The 18,455-nt window shown below is 49.2% G+C and carries 17 protein-coding genes and 1 tRNA gene; 14 read left to right on the top strand and 4 right to left on the bottom strand.

The annotated features are described in order from the left end of the window. Window positions 1–2 precede the first annotated feature (2 nt). Window positions 3–209: a DNA gyrase inhibitor YacG gene (yacG, locus tag ACSHWX_RS04770; RefSeq protein ID WP_435667046.1), complete on the top strand. Its 207-nt coding sequence runs from the start codon at window positions 3–5 to the stop codon at window positions 207–209. A gap of 186 nt (window positions 210–395) precedes the next feature. Beyond that, window positions 396–470: transfer RNA gene (locus ACSHWX_RS04765), tRNA-Phe, on the top strand. A 98-nt stretch (window positions 471–568) separates the two neighbouring features. On the opposite strand, the gene ACSHWX_RS04760 is transcribed toward ACSHWX_RS04765, so the two are convergent. Then, the gene (locus ACSHWX_RS04760; protein WP_435667045.1) at window positions 569–1,597 is read right to left on the bottom strand and encodes a LacI family DNA-binding transcriptional regulator; all 1,029 of its coding nucleotides are present in this window, start codon (window positions 1,595–1,597) and stop codon (window positions 569–571) included. A 201-nt stretch (window positions 1,598–1,798) separates the two neighbouring features. Here ACSHWX_RS04760 and ACSHWX_RS04755 point away from each other — a divergent pair, with 201 nt between their 5' ends. The 10 genes from ACSHWX_RS04755 (at window position 1,799) to ACSHWX_RS04710 (ending at window position 13,051) form a co-directional block, all read left to right on the top strand. Continuing rightward, entirely contained in the window at window positions 1,799–3,034 is a 1,236-nt protein-coding gene (locus tag ACSHWX_RS04755; protein WP_435667044.1) for an ABC transporter substrate-binding protein, read from the top strand. A 129-nt stretch (window positions 3,035–3,163) separates the two neighbouring features. Next, window positions 3,164–4,078, top strand: a complete 915-nt coding sequence (locus tag ACSHWX_RS04750; protein WP_435667043.1) for a carbohydrate ABC transporter permease — start codon at window positions 3,164–3,166, stop codon at window positions 4,076–4,078. Next, complete coding sequence (locus ACSHWX_RS04745; RefSeq protein WP_435667042.1) at window positions 4,071–4,970, top strand: carbohydrate ABC transporter permease; 900 nt, start codon at window positions 4,071–4,073, stop codon at window positions 4,968–4,970. The genes ACSHWX_RS04750 and ACSHWX_RS04745 overlap by 8 nt, the downstream gene beginning before the upstream one ends. Before the next feature lie 2 nt (window positions 4,971–4,972). Next, the gene (locus ACSHWX_RS04740) at window positions 4,973–6,049 is read left to right on the top strand and encodes an ABC transporter ATP-binding protein (RefSeq protein ID WP_435667041.1); all 1,077 of its coding nucleotides are present in this window, start codon (window positions 4,973–4,975) and stop codon (window positions 6,047–6,049) included. A 22-nt stretch (window positions 6,050–6,071) separates the two neighbouring features. After that, entirely contained in the window at window positions 6,072–6,818 is a 747-nt protein-coding gene (locus tag ACSHWX_RS04735) for a sugar phosphate isomerase/epimerase family protein (RefSeq protein ID WP_435667040.1), read from the top strand. Window positions 6,819–6,828: 10 nt separating this feature from the next. Next, window positions 6,829–7,950: a Gfo/Idh/MocA family protein gene (locus ACSHWX_RS04730; RefSeq protein ID WP_435667039.1), complete on the top strand. Its 1,122-nt coding sequence runs from the start codon at window positions 6,829–6,831 to the stop codon at window positions 7,948–7,950. A gap of 35 nt (window positions 7,951–7,985) precedes the next feature. Further along, window positions 7,986–9,044: a sugar phosphate isomerase/epimerase family protein gene (locus ACSHWX_RS04725; RefSeq protein WP_435667038.1), complete on the top strand. Its 1,059-nt coding sequence runs from the start codon at window positions 7,986–7,988 to the stop codon at window positions 9,042–9,044. A gap of 33 nt (window positions 9,045–9,077) precedes the next feature. Continuing rightward, window positions 9,078–10,187, top strand: a complete 1,110-nt coding sequence (locus ACSHWX_RS04720) for a Gfo/Idh/MocA family protein (protein WP_435667130.1) — start codon at window positions 9,078–9,080, stop codon at window positions 10,185–10,187. A gap of 70 nt (window positions 10,188–10,257) precedes the next feature. Continuing rightward, window positions 10,258–11,532 carry an NAD(P)/FAD-dependent oxidoreductase gene (locus ACSHWX_RS04715; protein WP_435667037.1) on the top strand — a complete coding sequence of 425 codons (1,275 nt, stop codon included), beginning with the start codon at window positions 10,258–10,260 and terminating at the stop codon, window positions 11,530–11,532. Between the two features lie 130 nt (window positions 11,533–11,662). Next, complete coding sequence (locus ACSHWX_RS04710) at window positions 11,663–13,051, top strand: serine hydrolase domain-containing protein (protein ID WP_435667036.1); 1,389 nt, start codon at window positions 11,663–11,665, stop codon at window positions 13,049–13,051. On the opposite strand, the gene pcp is transcribed toward ACSHWX_RS04710, so the two are convergent. After that, window positions 13,052–13,702 carry a pyroglutamyl-peptidase I gene (pcp, locus tag ACSHWX_RS04705; protein ID WP_435667035.1) on the bottom strand — a complete coding sequence of 217 codons (651 nt, stop codon included), beginning with the start codon at window positions 13,700–13,702 and terminating at the stop codon, window positions 13,052–13,054. Beyond that, a complete protein-coding gene (locus ACSHWX_RS04700; protein ID WP_435667034.1) occupies window positions 13,699–15,057 on the bottom strand; it encodes a mechanosensitive ion channel family protein in 1,359 nt (452 codons plus the stop codon). Before ACSHWX_RS04700 ends, pcp begins: the two co-directional genes overlap by 4 nt. Window positions 15,058–15,169: 112 nt before the next feature. Between ACSHWX_RS04700 and ACSHWX_RS04695 the strand changes: the two genes are divergently transcribed. Continuing rightward, window positions 15,170–16,177, top strand: coding sequence for a zinc transporter ZntB (locus ACSHWX_RS04695; protein WP_435667033.1), 1,008 nt, complete (start codon window positions 15,170–15,172; stop codon window positions 16,175–16,177). A gap of 21 nt (window positions 16,178–16,198) precedes the next feature. Here the strand turns inward: ACSHWX_RS04695 and ACSHWX_RS04690 are convergent, their stop codons facing one another. Next, window positions 16,199–17,659 (bottom strand): NAD-dependent succinate-semialdehyde dehydrogenase, encoded by a 1,461-nt coding sequence (locus tag ACSHWX_RS04690; RefSeq protein ID WP_435667129.1) that lies wholly within the window; start codon window positions 17,657–17,659, stop codon window positions 16,199–16,201. 300 nt (window positions 17,660–17,959) lie between these two features. Here ACSHWX_RS04690 and ACSHWX_RS04685 point away from each other — a divergent pair, with 300 nt between their 5' ends. Then, window positions 17,960–18,445: a TspO/MBR family protein gene (locus ACSHWX_RS04685; RefSeq protein WP_435667032.1), complete on the top strand. Its 486-nt coding sequence runs from the start codon at window positions 17,960–17,962 to the stop codon at window positions 18,443–18,445. The last annotated feature ends 10 nt before the right edge of the window (window positions 18,446–18,455 follow it).

Raw genomic sequence — 18,455 nt, 5'->3', positions numbered from 1 at the left:
TCATGAACGAAAAAACAGCTCCGTCGAACAGCCCCGCCAAATCATCAAAACCCTGCGTGATGTGTGAAAAGCCGGCCGTGGAAAAATATCTTCCCTTTTGCTCCAAGCGTTGTGCCGACCTTGATTTGGGTAAATGGCTTAATGGATCGTACGCCATTCCTGTCATTGAGGAAGATGGCGGCCAGCTGGATGATTCTGACCCAGAATAGAGTGATTTTGTAGCTCATGTTCAGGGCTAACGTCATGAAACTTGTCGGGTTTTGGGTGATGAAAGCAAAAGATGTAAGATAAGTGGAAAATATTGTCATTGACCGCTAGACAATATTGATTTCACGACCTATAAACCCGCCAGCACGTATGAATAGTCGGCTTGGTTTGGTGACTGTTTATCTGATGCCCGGGTAGCTCAGGGGTAGAGCAGCGGATTGAAAATCCGCGTGTCGGTGGTTCAAATCCGCCCCCGGGCACCATTTTCCAAAACATCATTTTGAATGCCCTTGGTTGATGGCAACACGCCTTGAATGGGCTTGAAAAATTTGTGCCGTTAGAGGCGGTTGAAACCGTTTGTCTATTTCTCGGCCAATGCTGCGGTGCTATCGCGATTGATCAGCAGCACATCCACCAATTGCAAATTGTCGCTTGTTAGGTTGTCTCGCCCGGATAAATGACCCAACAAGGTGGTGGCTGCTAAAACACCCAATTGGGTTCTGTTTTGGCGCACTGTGGTGAGTGACGGGATAAAGCGATCGGCAATTTCAATATCGTCAAATCCAACCACAGACATATCGGCGGGCACCGAAACGCCACGCTTGTTCAATTCTGAGATAAAGCCCATTGCGATGAGATCCGAGCCACAGAAAACAGCCGTTGGCCGATTATCCATTTCAACAAACTGACGCGCTGCCTGCGCACCTGCGTCCAGAGAAAAGTCGCCGCCGTCGACAACCCAATCGGGCTCTATGTCAAGACCATGATCAAACATCGCGTTTTGAAAACCCAAGAGCCGTTCTTTGGTTAGAACATTGTTGCGCGGGCCCGCGACGTGGCCGATTTTTTGGTGTCCGAGTTCTACGAGATGGGAAACGGCTTGTAAGGCACCGCCCCGATTGTCGCTCCGTATAGAAGGTAGTTCAACGCCAGGTTTCCATTCGCAGGCAAACACGATGCGGTTGTCTGGCGCGGTCTCAGCCAATTCCTTGAGCACATCGCGTGGAATACCGCCATCCAATAAAATGATACCATCCGCCCGTGTGTCACGGAAATAGCTTGTGAGTTGATCTTGTTTGATACCACTTGTATCCGCGATCAAAACGCTCAAGTCTGACGTGGCGAGTACACTTTCAATGCCGGACAGAATTTGGGAAAAAAACGGGTTGCCTAAATTGGGCAGTAACACCAAAATCGCGCCCGCTTGGCGTTTTCGCAAGTTTTGCGCGGCCCTATTTATCCGGTATCCAGTCTGCTCAACAGCCTTTAATACAGCTGTCCGCGTTTTCTCAGAAACCAAATGTGGATTGGAAAGAGCTCGACTAATCGTGGCTGTGGATACATTTGCAGCAACTGCAACATCTTGAATTGTTGGACCTTTTGCGTTCATACCTGCTCTTTCTCCGCCATTCGCACTCTCATTTGTAAACAAATTCTTGACAGATGGAAACAGCTAGTGGTTTATTATGTAATCGATTACAGAGCGCGCTTTGCTTAAAAATGTAATCGATTACAGTATTTGAGTTGTTTGCAGTGAATTCAAGTTGCAAACAGCTTTTCGAGGCGAAAGCTTCACCCAAGGGAGGAATGAATGAACAATTTTAAGAAGTTTTTGGTCGCTACAACAGCGATCTGTGCAGCAACCTTTTCAGCGCAAGCTACTGATCTAGAGGTTACGCACTGGTGGACATCAGGTGGCGAAGCAGCTGCGGTTGCTGAAATGGCAAAAGCATTTAATGCTGGTGGCGATAATTGGGTAGACGGCGCGATTGCTGGCTCAAGCGGCACTGCCCGGCCGATCATTATTTCTCGCATCATTGGTGGCGAACCAATGGGTGCAACACAGTTGAACCACGGTCGTGAGGCAGAAGAGCTAATTGAAGCTGGTCTTTTGACTGATCTGACTGAATTGGCAGAAGCAGAAGGTTGGCGCGATTTCGTGAACCCAACAAAATTGCTTGATGCATGTACAAAAGACGGACGCATTTACTGCGTGCCTGTAAACATTCACTCTGGCCAGTGGATCTGGTTGAGCCATGCTGCGTTTGAAAAAGCAAATACCCCTGTGCCAACAAACTGGGACGAATTTGTAGCGGCAGGCCCAGCACTTCGTGAAGCTGGTATCGTGCCTTTGGCAATGGGCCAACAACCTTGGCAGACAAACCTAGCATTCGGCACATTGGCTGTTGCTCTTGTTAGCCCTGAAACATGGAACGCAGTTAACATCGATAGAGATGCAGACGTAGCTGCTGGCCCAGAATATGCAAAAGTATTTGATGCTTTCGCGGTTGCACGTGACCTTTCTGAAGGCTCAAACGTCCAAGACTGGAACCAAGCGACAAACATGGTGATTACGGGTACTGCTGGTGCTCAAATTCACGGTGACTGGGCGCAAGGTGAATTCCAAGTTGCGGGTCAAGTCGCAGGTAAAGACTATTCATGTCTTCCAGGCTTGGGCGTAAATGAAGTGCTTGATACTGGTGGTGATGCGTTTTACTTCCCTGTAAACGACGACCCAGAAATCCAGGCGGCTCAATTGCGTTTGGCTTCTCAACTGATTTCAAAAGAAGTTCAGGTCGCCTTTAACTTGAAAAAAGGTTCACTGCCAATCCGTGGTGATATCGATCTGTCGACTGCAAACGACTGCATGCAGAAGGGTCTTAAAATCCTTGCTGACGGCAAAGTGCTGCCAACGAACAACATTTTGTTCACACGCGACACGATCAACCAAATCGATGATTTGATGGTCGAATTTTGGAATGATACAAGCATTACAGCTGAAGAAGTTCAGGCTGGCTATGCGAAAATCATTGCATCAGCTGACTAACCTAAAATGAACGCAGACCGTCGCTCGATTGAGCGACGGTCGTTTGCATTAGTGCATGTCGCACAGTTCCTCTCCTCTTACTGCAAGGAACGACATGCTTCAGCTTTACCAAAATTCGGGGGTTTTCTCATGGCGCAAAATGAGCGTCTGGCGCAAAATAGGCGCCCTACCAAGATTTTTCGAAACCTAAGTGCAAAAATTGCTGCCATTCCAATGGTCCTCACGGCACTAGGTATCTTCGTTGGCTGCTCTATTTGGACAATCGTTCATTCGTTCACAGGTTCAAAGCTTCTCCCCAACACGAAATGGGTTGGTTTTGATCAGTATGAGCGCCTCTGGGCCACAAAACGGTGGTTAATCTCCATCGAAAACCTCTTTGTTTATGGCGTATGCTCGCTGGTTTTTTCACTGCTGATCGGATTTACACTTGCTGCCTTACTCGATCAAAAAATTCGATTTGAGAGCATATTCAGATCAATTTTCCTTTATCCGTTTGCTCTATCCTTCATCGTTACCGGCCTTGTGTGGCAATGGATATTAAACCCCGATTTTGGCGTTCAAAGTATTGTGCGCAGTATTGGGTTTGAAGGGTTTACTTTTGACCCACTCTACAACTCAGACATCGTGATTTTCGGCATTCTTTTTGCTGGCCTTTGGCAAGGCACCGGTTTTGTCATGGTGCTCATGCTCGCGGGACTACGTGGCATTGATGAAGAAGTTTGGAAGGCCGCGCGTGTTGACGGTATTCCCATTTGGAAAACCTACATTTTCATTGTGATCCCGATGATGCGCCCGGTGTTTATTACCACCTTGGTGATCATCGCTGCTGGCATTGTGAAGGTCTATGATTTGGTTGTCGCGCAGACATCTGGCGGCCCTGGCCTCGCGTCGGAAGTGCCCGCCAAATATGTGTTTGACTACATGTTTGCCGCCCAAAACCTGGGGCAAGGCTTCGCAGGTTCAACAATGATGCTCGTATCCGTTTTGGTGGTTCTGATCCCCTGGGCGTACCTAGAATTCGGAGGGAAGAAAAATCATGGCTAACTCAGCAACCCTTACCGGCCCTACCGGGAAGAAACCACGCAAAATGCTTTCACCGCGAAACATCATGCTTTACGGCACGCTTATTGTTGTTGCGATGTATTATGCGCTTCCTCTTTATGTGATGATTGTCACCTCGTTTAAAGGCATGCCAGAAATTCGGCTGGGCAACGTTTTCGCGCCCCCTGTCGAAATCACGTTTGAACCTTGGGTTAAGGCTTGGTCGCAAGCATGTACCGGGCTGAACTGTGATGGCCTTTCCAGAGGGTTCTGGAATTCGGTCCAAATCACAGTGCCATCCGTTATCATTTCCATCGCCATCGCGTCGATAAACGGATATGCGCTGGCAAACTGGAAGTTCAAAGGGTCTGAAATCTTCTTTACGATCCTGATATTTGGTGCATTCATTCCCTACCAAGTGATGATCTACCCGATTGTGATTATCTTGCGCGAATTGGGTCTTTACACAAAGCTGGGCGGATTGATCCTTGTACATACCATCTTTGGTATGCCGATCCTCACCTTACTGTTCCGCAATTATTTTACGTCAATTCCCGAGGAATTATTTAAGGCGGCGCGGGTGGATGGTGCTGGATTTTGGGGCATCTATCTAAAAGTTTTGGTCCCCATGTCGATACCCATATTTGTTGTCGCTGTGATCTTACAGGTTACGGGGATCTGGAACGACTTCCTATTTGGGGTCATTTACACAAAACCGGAAAATTACCCGATGACTGTTCAACTGAACAATATCGTGAATTCCGTGCAGGGTGTGAAAGAATACAACGTCAATATGGCGGCAACGCTTTTGACGGGTGTCGTTCCCCTATTCATCTATTTTATTTCTGGAAAACTGTTCGTCCGTGGCATTGCCGCCGGCGCGGTGAAAGGCTGATCATGACCAGTGTTTCAATTAAAGACCTCGACCTGAACTTCGGCAATGTCAAAGTTCTAAAACAACTTAATCTGGATATTGGTAAAGGCGAATTCCTCGTTTTGCTAGGTGCATCAGGTTGTGGCAAATCTACGTTGCTCAACTGTATCGCTGGGCTTTTGGACGTCAGTGATGGCCAAATCCATATCAATGGCAAAAACGTGACGTGGGAAGAGCCTAGTAAACGTGGCATTGGCATGGTGTTTCAATCTTACGCGCTCTATCCGCAAATGACGGTAAAAGGCAACCTTAGCTTTGGTTTGAAAAACGCTAAGGTTCCAAAAGACGAAATCGAAAAACGCGTTGCCCGTGCGGCTGAAATTTTGCAAATGGAAAATTTGCTCGACCGTAAACCGGCAGCCCTTTCCGGCGGACAACGCCAACGTGTGGCCATTGGTCGTGCGCTGGTGCGTGATGTGGAAGTATTTTTGTTTGATGAACCACTTTCAAACCTAGACGCGAAATTGCGTGCCGATCTTCGGGTTGAGATTAAACGTCTTCACCAAAAACTGCACAACACAATGATCTATGTGACCCATGATCAGGTTGAAGCCATGACCTTGGCTGACCGCATTGCGATCATGAAAGAGGGACTTATTCAACAACTTGATAGTCCAGCCGAGATTTACAATCGACCGGTCAACAAATATGTGGCTGACTTTATCGGCTCGCCAGCCATGAATTTCTTGGATGGCAAATTGGGTCAGAACGGTCAGTTCAAAGTTGGCGGATCAACCATTGATCTTAAGGGCTATGACTTTAGCGAAGGCCCGGTCGACGCGCCAGTTTGGTTTGGTTTTAGACCAGAGCACGCGATTGCTGGACCCGGCGCAGAACAACAGCCTTTTTCGACAAATGTAACCGCTGAGATTGTCGAGCCGATGGGATCTGACACATTGGTTTGGACGAAAATCGAGGACCAGCCGTTCCGTGTGCGCATGGATGGCCAGGCCCGCATTGCAACCGGAGATGAGTTTGTGCTTGGGTTTGATCCCGCACGGGCCTCCATTTTTGACAAAGAAACTGAGCTACGCGTTTAGCGCTTTTTTTAAGGACTGAGTTATGAATTTGAGTTTTCAATTGTACAGCTCACGGAATTTTCAGCCGTGGGATAAAATGCTCGAAGCGCTTGCAGACAACGGCTATACCCAAGTCGAAGGTTATGGCGATGTGTTTGATGACCCGGCTGCATTTTCCAAAAAGCTTGAAAGTTTAGGCTTAAAAATGCCGTCAGGACATTTTAGCATCGAAATGCTTGAAAATGATTTTGACGCTGCGTTGAGCATCGCCAAAACATTCGGCATGAGCCATCTTTATTGCCCTTACTTGGACGAACCAGATCGGCCAAAAGATGCGGCTGGCTGGCAAGAATTTGCCCACCGGCTATCGGCTATTGCCGATAAGCTGGAAGGTGAAGGCATTGGCTTTGGTTGGCACAATCATAATTTTGAGTTTGAAGCATTGGCGGACGGCCAATTTCCGATGACCATTATCTTGGAAAATGCGCCCAACATTAGCTGGGAAGCAGATGTTGCTTGGATCGTTGTTGGTGGGCAGGACCCATTTGCTTGGACCGAAAAATACGGCAACCGCATCTCAGCAATCCACATCAAAGACATCGCACCAGAGGGTGAAAATGTTGATCAAGATGGATGGTGCGACGTGGGTGCAGGCACGATGGATTGGGCGGAGCTTTTAAACACAGTGAAGTCCAAAACCAACGCACGTATTTTTGTACTTGAGCATGATAATCCGGCTGATGGCTTCGCATTTGCGAAGAACTCAATCCAAAACATCAATAAATTTTAGAGTACACATTATGACAAAGAAACTTGGCATTGGCATTATTGGCTGCGGCAACATTTCCGCCGCCTATATGCGGCTTGCACCTTCCTTTAAATCGATTGAAGTTTTGGCTTGTGCAGATATTAGCCGTGAAGCAAGCGCAGCGCGAGCGGCAGAATTTGGCATTCGAGACAATTCAATTGATGAGATGCTTGCCGCTGAAGACATTGACATTGTGGTCAACCTCACCATTCCGGACGCTCACTTTGGCGTCACCATGCAAATATTGGATGCAGGCAAGCACGCCTATTCGGAAAAACCGTTGGTTCTTTCACTTGCTGACGGCAAAGCGATGCGCGAAAAAGCTGCGCAAAAGGAGCTAAAAGTCGGTTGCGCACCAGACACATTTTTGGGTGGCTCGCACCAACAGGCACGCGCGCTCATCGATAATGGCGAAATCGGCGATATTGTTGCTGGCTCTTGCCACGTTATGAGTCACGGTATGGAAGACTGGCATCCAAACCCGGACTTTTTCTTCCAGCCCGGTGGTGGGCCAGTACTTGATTTGGCACCATATTACGTCACCAACCTGGTCAATATGATCGGCCCGGTTGCGCGCGTTGCAGCACTTGCTACTAAAGGGTCGCCCACCCGTACCATAGGCAATGGACCTAGAGAGGGCGAGAAAGTTCCAGTGGATACACCCACGAACATTCACGCATTGTTGCAATTTGAAAATGGCGCGACGATCACCATGTCCAATTCATGGGATGTCTGGGCGCACCGCCACAATCATATGGAAATTTACGGCAGCAAGGGCAGTCTTTTTGTGCCCGACCCTAACTTTTTTGGCGGAGAGCTGGAAATGGCGGGGACCGATGGCGACATCAAGCCGGTCGCGATGTGGGATCACCCATTTATGAAAGCCAATGATGGTGATCAGGCCAACTACAGAACCGCTGGCTTGGCGGACATGGCAGATGCGATTTTAAACGGTGGCGAATATCGCTGCAGTTTGGATGTTGCCCTGCATGTGGTTGACGTTATGACCGGCGTTCTTTCCTCTGGGGAAACAGGGCAATTTGTCGACATGACAACGAGCTGTGAACGCCCCGCAGCATTTGGTCCAATAGAAGCAACAGCGTTGCTGGTCTAATTGGTGACAACACCAAGAAACGATGAGGCAGGATTATGTCGAATAACATGAAGGGTCCGGGTATTTTTCTGGCCCAATTTTTAGGTGACGAAGCGCCTTTCAACTCCCTGCCCTCCATTACCAAATGGGCTGGCGATCTGGGTTACAAAGGTGTGCAACTCCCGGCGGGCGACGAACGGCTGTTTGACTTAGACAAAGCCGCGACGTCTAAAACATACTGCGACGAAATCGCTGGGATTTGCGCGGAAAACGGCGTGCAGATTACAGAACTTTCAACGCATATGCTGGGGCAAATGGTTGCTGTTCACCCTGCATATGACGCTCAGTTTGATGGTTTCGTGCCCCAAAACGTTCGCGGCAACCCAAAAGCCCGTCAAGAATGGGCAACAGACCAAATGATCAAGGCGGCAAAAGCGTCCCGCAATTTTGGGTTGGACGTTTCTGTGTCCTTCACCGGGTCGCTGGCCTTTCCTTACCTCTATCCATGGCCGCAGCGGCCTGATGGGTTGGTTGAGGAAGCATTTGGTGAACTGGCACGCCGCTGGAAGCCCATTTTGGATGTGTACGAAGATCATGGCGTTGATATTGCCTATGAAATTCACCCCGGCGAGGATGTTTTTGACGGTGCAACATTTGAAATGTTCCTTGAAGCGGTTGGGGACCACAAAAGATGCATGATCAATTATGACCCGTCGCATTTCTTGCTGCAACAAATGGACTATCTCGCCTTCATCGAAATTTATCATGGGCGCATATCTGCGTTCCATGTGAAGGATGCCGAGTTCAATCCGGATGGCCGCCAAGGTGTTTATTCGGGTTATCAGCCATGGCTAAACCGTGCGGGACGTTTCCGCTCGCTAGGTGATGGGCAGGTCGATTTTTCAGGGATTTTCTCTCGTCTTGCTACTCATGGATATGATGGTTGGGCCGTTTTGGAATGGGAATGCTGTCTGAAACACCCTGAAGACGGTGCTGCTGAGGGTGCGCCATTTATCGAACACCACATGATCCGACGCACAGAACGTGCGTTTGACGATTTTGCGGATAGTGGCACAGACCAAGCCGCTTTGCGCACCATGATGGGCATTAAATAGGAGACGGGTGTGGATAGACGAATTCGACTGGGCATGGTGGGTGGTGGACAAGGCGCGTTTATTGGCGCGGTACACCGCATCGCCGCAAGACTAGATGATCGGTTTGAATTGGTCGCAGGGGCGCTTTCTTCAAATGCGGAACGTGCCGCGATTTCTGCGGCACAAATCGGCGTTTCGCCCGACCGGTCTTACGCTTCATTTGAAGAAATGGCCAAGGTCGAAGCTGCGCGCGAAGACGGCATAGAGGCCGTCTCCGTCGTCACACCTAACTATATGCACTTCCCCGTCTCCAAAGCGTTTCTTGACGCCGGGATCAGCGTGATCTGCGACAAGCCTCTCACCGCAAATCTTGAGGAAGCAATTGAGCTGGGCAAAATCGCCGAAAGCTCCCGTGCCGAATTTATCCTCACCCACAATTATTCCGGATACCCAATGGTGCGCCAAGCACGAGAAATGGTGCGTTCAGGCAAAATTGGCAAGTTGCGCCGTGTGCAAGTCGAATATGTCCAAGACTGGTTGTCCGCGCCTATTGACTTGAGCCAGAACAAACAGGCCGAATGGCGGGCCGATCCCAAGCGGTCTGGTGCTGGCGGTGCAATTGCTGATGTGGGCACCCATGCCTTTCAACTCTCACAATTTATCTGTGGCACACCGGTTTCCGAGTTAGCCGCCGAACTGACCAGTTTTGTTGATGGTCGATTGGTGGATGATGACGCGCAAATATTGCTGCGTTTTAAAAATGGCGCGAAGGGCACGTTGTGGGCGACGCAAGTTGCACCGGGCAATGAAAATGCCCTGAGCATCCGCATTTTTGGTGAAACGGGCGGCCTTGAATGGCATCAAGAAAACCCGAACCAATTATGGGTAAGCATGTTTGGTGAGCCCAAATGTTTATTGACCCGCGGAGGACATGGGACCAGCGCGATTGCCAATGATATCACGCGTGTGCCGCCGGGCCATCCTGAGGGGTATCTGGAAGGTTTTGCGACCATCTATAGCGAAGCTGCAGACATTATTCGCAATGGTCGGACACCCAACTGTCTTAGCCCAACAATTGACGAAGGCATTGCGGGTATGCGGTTTATCGATGCAGCGATACGGTCGTCGAAAGCAAATGCACAATGGACACCACTCGTCGGCTAGATCAAGCTTTGCGCCATGGGCATGAATATGTAAGCATTCGGCCAGCACGTTCACCTGTTCTGGAATTCCTATGCCCCATATTGACAGCTACTATGCGAAAACCCTTGTTTCTTCGACGTCATTCCCCACACTGTCTAACAATATTGAAGCAGACGTTTGCGTTGTTGGTGGTGGATTGGCTGGCCTTACCACCGCGCGTGAACTGCTCAGGCATGGCAAATCTGTTGTGTTGCTCGAGGGGCAAAAAATTGGCTGGGGCGCTTCGGGCCGCAACGGTGGATTTGTTTCTGATGGGTATGCGCAAGGCATTTTGAACTTAGAGAAAAAGCTGGGGGTCGACCACGCCAAAGCCCTGTTTGATATTAGTCGCGAAGGCACAAAATATGTGCGCGATAATATCGAAGGTTTTGCGTCCAAGGGTCAGGACCCTCAATATCATTGGCTAAATGTTGTACGCCACGATGATGGCGAAAATCTCAAAGCCTCGATTGAAAAACTGGCGAACACTTATGGAGCGGATTACACTTTTTGGCCAACTGAGAAAGTGCGCGAACAACTCCGGTCGCAACGTTACTTCCAAGGTCTTGAGGACCGCTCGGCGTTTCACATTCATCCGCTCAATTATTGCGTTGCTTTGGCCGACAAAATCCATACCGAAGGCGGTCAGATTTTTGAGAACAGTGAAGCGCGGGCATTGCACAAACATCAAACACATTGGGAAGTTCAAACCGCAAATGGACATGTAAAAGCGGCGAAAATTGTGCTGTGCGGCAGTGCCTATCTAAGTGACTTGTCGCCCAAGCTGGAAAGCGCAGTGTTACCCGTTGCGACTTACGTGGTGGTCACCAAGAAGATGAAGTCTAAGCTGGCCGATGCCATCACCTTTAAGGGCTGCATTTCGGACAATCGGCGCGCAGGCGATTATTATCGGTTGATCGAAGACAGTGACCGATTGCTTTGGGGTGGTCGCATCACGACACAAAAATCTGAACCCAACGCGCTAGCTCAACTGCTCAAAGGCGATATCGAAGCGATTTACCCCCAATTAGCTGGCTTAGAAATTGAAAAATCATGGTCCGGCTTGATGGGCTATTGCGTTCATAAAATGCCGCTATTGCGAGAGATTGAGCCAGGATGTTGGACCGCGACGGCGACGGGGGGGCATGGTCTAAACACCACAGCAGCGATTGGCATCGTTGCCGCCGAAGCCGTTGCTGAGAAATCAGATCGGTACAAGCTTTTTGAGCCGTTCAAAGCGCAATGGGGTGGTGGCCCAATTGGCCGACTGGCTACCCAATTTGCCTATTGGGGTATGCAACTCCAAGACAAGTGGGATGAACGGTGACCCCCATCACTGAAGTCGACCTGCACCCACTGAAAACACAACGCTAGATTGACCAATAGATAATTAGCTTGCACCTTGCGTCAAATATGATTTGATACGTCCATATTCATTTCGTGAGGAGGCGGAACAAATGAAATGGGTAAGTATTTTAGCCAAGACCTTATTCGGTCTGTTGGCGATGTTGGTGTTGGGCATTTCATTGTATTTGTTCCTCGCGCCACCCGAACTGTTGCGTGTCGCCACCAACTATTCCGCCAAAATTGTGTGTTCAAACGTGTTTGTGGCCGGTCGCGACGCCATTGATGTGCAAAATGTCGATGTGCAGGCAGGCGGACACCCTATTCTTGGCTATATCAATGTCGACGTCGACGAGCCACAAGCGGTTGTAACCGCCAAATTTCTTGGTCTTTTTGCCACCGGAAAAGCTGTGTACCGCGAAGGATTAGGCTGCGCCAGTTTGCCCACCGGGTCGATTGAGGACGTGAAGAATATCGCCTTGCCGAGTGCCGAAATTGACGGCTATTTCGAACAAAGCGAATGGCCGATGGGCGATCACAACATCAAAATCGACGGTGTGCTTGCCGATGAGGAGCTTGTTGGTCCGAATATGCGTGCAGTTGTGGTCATAAAGGATGGCCGACTGATCAGCGAAACCTATGGGACGGGTTTTGACGCAAATGTTCCCCTACTTGGGTGGTCGATGGCCAAAACTGTAACCGGGCTTATTATTGGCACATTGCCGCCAGAAAAAAGGACGCCAGATCGCGATCAATTGCTCAGCCAATGGCAAATTGATGATCGCAAAAGCATTCAATTGCAAGAATTGATGAGCATGAGTTCTGGCCTGAGCTGGAACGAGGGCTATGGCAGTGTTTCAGACGTAACGCGAATGCTTTATCTTGAGCCAGATATGGCAAAATTTGCTTCCTCCTTGCCGCTTGAAGACAATTGGGACGCCCATCTATTTGAATATTCTTCTGGCACCACCGTGTTGTTATCTCGCATTTGGCAAAACGCAGTGGACGCAAAATCACTAATTTGGCCGCATAAGGAACTATTTGGTCCTTTGGGCATGAAAAGTGCGACGCTAGAAACCGACGCAGCAGGCACCTATATTGGCTCTTCCTACCTATATGCAACGGCTCGGGACTGGGCACGTATTGGGCAACTAATCTTGCAAAATGGCAGGTGGGCCAACATGCAAATAGTTCCCTCTGATTATGTGCGTTGGATGACCACTGGCGCCAATGCAAGTAAGGCTGATTGGGGAGTCGAAGAATATGGGCAGGGCCAAATTTGGTTACATGGGCCTAGAGGCGACGTTCCTAACGGAACTGACCCAGATGCTGAATTTGAATTCCCAAGGGACATACGCTGGATGTTGGGGCATGATGGACAATCCGTCGCCATTGTGCCGTCCAAGCGACTGGTTGTTGTACGTATGGGGCTAACCCCTTCAGACCTTGGCTATCGTCCGCAAAAGCTGGTGGCCGCGATTATTGACGCGCTGAAAGAATAATTACTGGATATTGCCAGCATTGACTTTTAGGTCTTGCGTTGCAGTCGCCCCAGCTATTAGGCCCGCTCGGATCGAATCTGTCATTCGGGACAATGCGAGTGTCGGGATTTCAACCTTGTCACCGGCCAGTTCTGTGGCTTGTGGGACATGAACAAATCCCGCTTTTATTGGCAAGTTCCGCTGCTCAATATGATCTAGCAAACCATACATCAAATGGTTGCAAACAAAAGTGCCCGCCGAAAACGAAACTGCAGCTTTGCTGCCCTGCTCTAACATGGTCTGGGTCATCATGTTCACCGGCAACGTAGAGAAATAGGCAGCGGGGCCGTCATTTCGAATGGGTTCCCCAACTGGCTGGTTGCCCCCATTGTCGGGAATGCGGAAGTCATCAAAATTAATCGCTACCTTTTCCGGTGTAATCGCATTTCGCCCAGCAGCCAGCCCCAGCGCGACCACCATGTCAGGTTTTACACGACCAATATGGTCTATCACTTGAGCTGTTGCAGCGAAGCGCTCAACGGGCAAAATAGCGCAAACTATTTTCACCTGGTCGTTTTCAAAACCATCAAGGGCTTTTGCAATTTCCATCGATGGATTGGAATTTTCGCCGCCAAATGGTTCAAACCCTGTTAGCAATATTGTCTTGGTCATGAGGTTTTGGTTTCACCATTGGCTTGAGGGTTTAGGGCAGCACTTGTAGCCGGATCAAGCAGCAGGTGACGGTGGGGGAACGGAATTTCGATGTCATTTTCTTTAAACGTATCCCAAAGCGCCAAGAAAACATCTCCACGAATATTGGTGGTGCCGTTGGTCGGGTCAGCGATCCAAAAGCGCAGCGTGAAATCAATCGAAGAGTCCCCGAACCCAACTATATGGCAAACCGTTTGATACTCGCCGGTAGCGCGAATGGTTCTGGCATGTTTAAGCGCAGCCTTAACCGCGATTTCTTTGACCAAATGTGGGTCTGAATTATAACTAACCCCGAAGTTTATTTCGATCCGAATATAGGTGTCATTGAATGACCAGTTTTCAACCTGTTGGGTGATTAAGTCTTCGTTCGGGATCAGATATTCTCGCCCATCGCGCGCAGTAACAGAGACATAGCGTGCATTAAGCGAAGTGATCCAGCCAAACGTATCCCCGACGGAAATGACATCCCCGGGTTTGATGGACTTGTCCAAAAGCAAAATCACGCCCGAAATCAGGTTTGAGACCACCTTTTGCAAACCAAAACCGATGCCCAGGCCAATCGCACCTGAAACAAGCGTGAGCGCTGAAAAGTCAATACCGATGATGGAAAGACCAATAATGCCAGCCATTGTGAGCAGGACAAACCGCGAAATTTTGCCCACCAATACCCGCATTGTCGGGGAGATGTCCTCAAACGTTTGGAATTGGCGTTCCAACATGCGGCTAATTGCCAGCGCAGCCCAAAATAGGAAGGACAATAAGACAACGCCCTGCACAATCATTAGCAACGAGATGCGAAAGCCGCTCATTTCGATGGCGAGTTCGTCAAACACAACAACGGTTTGCTGCATAATGCCGAGTGTATAAAAGGCAACAATAACCCAACCCACAACCGCAACAATGCGCGACAATGTTTGGTTTTTGATCATTCTGGAGGCAAATGAAATGACCACCCATGACGTCGCCAGACTAGCAATCACGGTAAGCAAAAATGAGCGACTATCCCAAGTGCTGACGCGCAATATAGATATGCCGAGCCAAAGCAAAAGCACAAATATCACCCACCGCGTGCGCCGCAGCACAACCGCCATCATACGCAACCGACTGCCGTCGAGCGACATGGCACGCACGCGTTCTTCCAGCTTTGGTTCGACTTTTGACGCTAAATATTTGGCCAGAATAAAACAACTTAAGGCCACAGATATTTGTACTGCGCCCCAAAATAGGTGGGTTTGAGTCAAGGACAGGCCAAAGATTTGCAAGAAGTTGTTTAGCATCAGCAAAACCTGGGCAGTCAAAGGGCTAAAATCACTCATGATTTTACGTTACTCATTTCTTGATGTTTCGGCATAATATTCAATTTCATCACGAACCAGTTTAGTGCATAATTGGGTCACAAGACTATCAGTTTTAGGACATTATTGCTTCATGACACATATTGATACGTCCGAAAACAACGATCAGATCGGCTTGCAAAGGTTTTCGCTAACCTTAGATGGCCATGGCCACGCCCACCATGATCAAACGGCTTCCTCACCACATCAGCTGGATCCGCCTAAAAAGGGATCATTTCACTGGGTTCATTTTTTGCGGGACAGTGCTGAAACACGTGCCGACCTGCTATCGATTGTAAAAGACAGTGTGGTTGTAGATGCGCTTACGGCCCTTGAAACGCGACCGCGTTGTACCGTGCACAGCAATGGCGCGCTTTTGATGCTGCGCGGCATCAATATAGAGCATGGGGCTAGGCCAGAAGATATGGTGTCGATCCGCCTTTGGATTACCAGCGACGAAGTTATCAGTGTCGGCCAAAAGCCACTTAGAGCACTAAACGATTTGGTGGCCACTATTTCGCGCGACCAAGCCCCCCGCTCCCCCGGAGATTTGGTTGCAAAGCTTGCGTTGCGGCTTGTGGACGAAGTTGAACCGCTGGTTGCCGATATTAACAGCCAGGTCGATGACCTTGAGGAAGTGGTAATTGACGCTGAGGCCGGGGCATCGCGTGGCCAGCTTGCAGAAATTAGACGCATGTCGATACTTTTACGCCGCTACATGCTGCCACAACGCGATGCACTGACAACATTGCTGATTGAAGACTTGGCATGGCTAAAAGAACGTGATCGCGGCAGATTGCGCGAGGCGGGCGAGCGCGTGAATAGATTGGGAGAAGATTTGGACGCGATCCGAGACCGGGCACAAATCGTTCATGACCAACTGATGGACAAGCGGGCAGAGACAATGAACAAACAAATGTTTGTGCTGTCCATTGTTGCAGCCCTATTTTTGCCGCTGGGTCTGTTGACCGGCCTGTTGGGCATCAATGTGGGTGGAATGCCCGGTGTTGATAGTCCTTGGGCATTCTCCGTTGTTTGCTTTTTGATGGTCGTTATAGGCGGTTTCCAATTTTGGTGGTTCAAAAAAATTGGAATGTTCTAGGGCCTATTTCACCATCAAAGGCTAGTGACCCAGCCCACCCATCAACACGTATTTAATGTCGAGATAGTCATCTAGGCCATAATGGGAACCTTCTCGGCCTAAGCCAGATTGCTTTACGCCGCCGAATGGAGCTTCCACGGCAGAGGTTACCCCTTCATTGACGCCAACAATGCCGCATTCTAAAGCCGCTGCAACGCGCCAAACACGACCAATGTCGCGCGCGAAGAAATAGCCAGCGAGACCAAACTCACTGTCATTCGCTAGCGCAATCACGTCTTCTTCCATTTCAAACTTGATCAGCGGGGCGACGGGGCCAAAAATTTCTTCTTTCAAAACCCGCGCATTCAGCGGCACATCACGCAACACCGTCGGTGCATAATAAAGCCCACCCAACTCGTGACGCTGCGCACCAACAATGGCCGAAGCGCCTTTTTCCAACGCATCACCGACCAGTTCTTCGACTTTGGTCATTGCATTTTGGTTGATGAGCGGTCCTTGAGTTACACCCTCGTCAAAAGCATCGCCCACTTTTAGGGTTTCGACTTTTTTAGCGAACGCTGCTGCGAACTGATCATAAATCCCGGCTTGAATATAAAGCCGATTGGCGCACACACAGGTTTGTCCTGAGTTGCGGAATTTGGAATTGAGCGCACCTTCAACAGCGGCGTCCAAATCTGCGTCATCAAACACAATAAAAGGCGCGTTGCCGCCAAGCTCAAGTGAAAGCCTTTTAACGGTGTCTGCACCATTACGCATAATATGGCGGCCCACATTGGTGGAGCCAGTGAACGACACTTTAGCAATATCAGGATGAGTGGTGAGCACGTCACCAACGTCAGAAGTTTGAGTAGTCGGCAGTATATTGATAACCCCTTTGGGAATACCCGCCTCTTCGGCCAAAACAGCAAGTGCCAGAGCTGACAAGGGCGTTTCAGGTGCCGGCTTGATCACAATCGTACACCCAGCAGCAAGGGCCGGGGCGACTTTTCGCGCAATCATTGCATTGGGGAAATTCCAAGGTGTTATTGCAGCGACGACGCCCACCGGTTGCTTCATAACAACAATTTGCGTATTTGGCCGCGAAGCTGGAATGACATCGCCATAGGCCCGGCGTGCCTCTTCAGCGAACCATTCAATATAGCTTGCCCCATATGTGATTTCGCCCTTAGCCTCTGCAAGGGGTTTGCCTTGCTCTTTGGACAAAAGCGCACCGAGTTGATCGACATTGGCCAAAATCAAATCGTTCCATTTTCGCAAAATATCGCAGCGTTGCTTGGCCGTTTTACCCGACCACATTTTAAATGCTGTTTTTGCGGCGGCGACAGCATTGAGCGCGTCAGCTTTTGTGCAATCTGCAACATCTGCCAAATGCTCAGAATTGGCCGGGTTGAGAACGGCGAAGCTTTTGCCTGAGGACGCCTTGACCCATTGCCCATCAATATAGGCGCCTGTCATTTTGAACTTTGAAGCAATATCCAACATAGAAGAACCTTTCTCAACAATTGAGCCATTTGGGAATAGCTTGCGGAACTGTTGAAAGAAAACCAAGAAGATGAGCAGCGTAGCGCCGCAAAATAGCGCTGTCACGCCCCATCAGATATATTTAAATGAAATATCGATGATCATTTTGAATAGGTCATTCACAAAAAATCATGACCAACTCAATTATTGGTTTGCATTTTATGTTGATGCTACCTGGTTTACCGTCAATTGATATGACAATTGATCCAAGAGCCACCAAGGTTCGTAAACACCTTAATGAAGGAACAGTGGAGTTAAACGATGGACGTAACAAATTCTAGCAGAGTGATAAAAATTGCGACATGGATCACATTCTATGTTGTAACGATTGTTGCCGCCAGCAGCGCCGGTCTTTGGGACATCAAAAGCTATTATGCGCAGCTAACCGCTCCCTCATTCGCACCACCAAATTGGGTTTTTGGACCGGTTTGGAGCGTGCTCTATGTTTTTGTTGCTACCGTTGGATATCGTCTGGTCTTTATGGCAGATGATAGTTTGAAACCCTTGCTCATTGCATTGTGGACATTGCAATTTGCTTTGAACACCATTTGGACACCGGTGTTTTTTGGTGCAAACAATTTGGGTGTGGCACTTATCTACATCCTGTCACTGGACATCGTGACCCTAGCGTCTATTTTGCTTTTGTGGAAGCGGGACCGGATAAGCGCATATTTGGCGATCCCCTATATGGCATGGATCAGTTTTGCTAGCCTGTTGAACGGTTCATATTGGATGTTGAACGGCTAGCCTCGCAAAC

This window comes from Maritalea sp. (assembly GCF_051251695.1).
Classification (GTDB): domain Bacteria; phylum Pseudomonadota; class Alphaproteobacteria; order Rhizobiales; family Devosiaceae; genus Maritalea.
The sequence above is the reverse complement of the archived record's forward strand: the minus strand, read 5'-3'. Positions and strand labels throughout refer to the sequence as shown.

Excerpts from the sequence above, each read along its gene's own strand:
- ACSHWX_RS04755 (WP_435667044.1), top strand. The coding sequence starts at position 1,799 with ATGAACAATTTTAAGAAGTTTTTGGTCGCTACAACAGCGATCTGTGCA.
- ACSHWX_RS04685 (WP_435667032.1), top strand. The coding sequence starts at position 17,960 with ATGGACGTAACAAATTCTAGCAGAGTGATAAAAATTGCGACATGGATC.
- ACSHWX_RS04745 (WP_435667042.1), top strand. The coding sequence starts at position 4,071 with ATGGCTAACTCAGCAACCCTTACCGGCCCTACCGGGAAGAAACCACGC.
- ACSHWX_RS04740 (WP_435667041.1), top strand. The coding sequence starts at position 4,973 with ATGACCAGTGTTTCAATTAAAGACCTCGACCTGAACTTCGGCAATGTC.
- ACSHWX_RS04690 (WP_435667129.1), bottom strand. The coding sequence starts at position 17,659 with ATGTTGGATATTGCTTCAAAGTTCAAAATGACAGGCGCCTATATTGAT.
- ACSHWX_RS04715 (WP_435667037.1), top strand. The coding sequence starts at position 10,258 with ATGCCCCATATTGACAGCTACTATGCGAAAACCCTTGTTTCTTCGACG.
- ACSHWX_RS04710 (WP_435667036.1), top strand. The coding sequence starts at position 11,663 with ATGAAATGGGTAAGTATTTTAGCCAAGACCTTATTCGGTCTGTTGGCG.
- ACSHWX_RS04700 (WP_435667034.1), bottom strand. The coding sequence starts at position 15,057 with ATGAGTGATTTTAGCCCTTTGACTGCCCAGGTTTTGCTGATGCTAAAC.
- ACSHWX_RS04735 (WP_435667040.1), top strand. The coding sequence starts at position 6,072 with ATGAATTTGAGTTTTCAATTGTACAGCTCACGGAATTTTCAGCCGTGG.
- ACSHWX_RS04750 (WP_435667043.1), top strand. The coding sequence starts at position 3,164 with ATGGCGCAAAATGAGCGTCTGGCGCAAAATAGGCGCCCTACCAAGATT.
- ACSHWX_RS04760 (WP_435667045.1), bottom strand. The coding sequence starts at position 1,597 with ATGAACGCAAAAGGTCCAACAATTCAAGATGTTGCAGTTGCTGCAAAT.
- yacG (WP_435667046.1), top strand. The coding sequence starts at position 3 with ATGAACGAAAAAACAGCTCCGTCGAACAGCCCCGCCAAATCATCAAAA.
- ACSHWX_RS04730 (WP_435667039.1), top strand. The coding sequence starts at position 6,829 with ATGACAAAGAAACTTGGCATTGGCATTATTGGCTGCGGCAACATTTCC.
- ACSHWX_RS04720 (WP_435667130.1), top strand. The coding sequence starts at position 9,078 with ATGGTGGGTGGTGGACAAGGCGCGTTTATTGGCGCGGTACACCGCATC.
- ACSHWX_RS04725 (WP_435667038.1), top strand. The coding sequence starts at position 7,986 with ATGTCGAATAACATGAAGGGTCCGGGTATTTTTCTGGCCCAATTTTTA.
- ACSHWX_RS04695 (WP_435667033.1), top strand. The coding sequence starts at position 15,170 with ATGACACATATTGATACGTCCGAAAACAACGATCAGATCGGCTTGCAA.
- pcp (WP_435667035.1), bottom strand. The coding sequence starts at position 13,702 with ATGACCAAGACAATATTGCTAACAGGGTTTGAACCATTTGGCGGCGAA.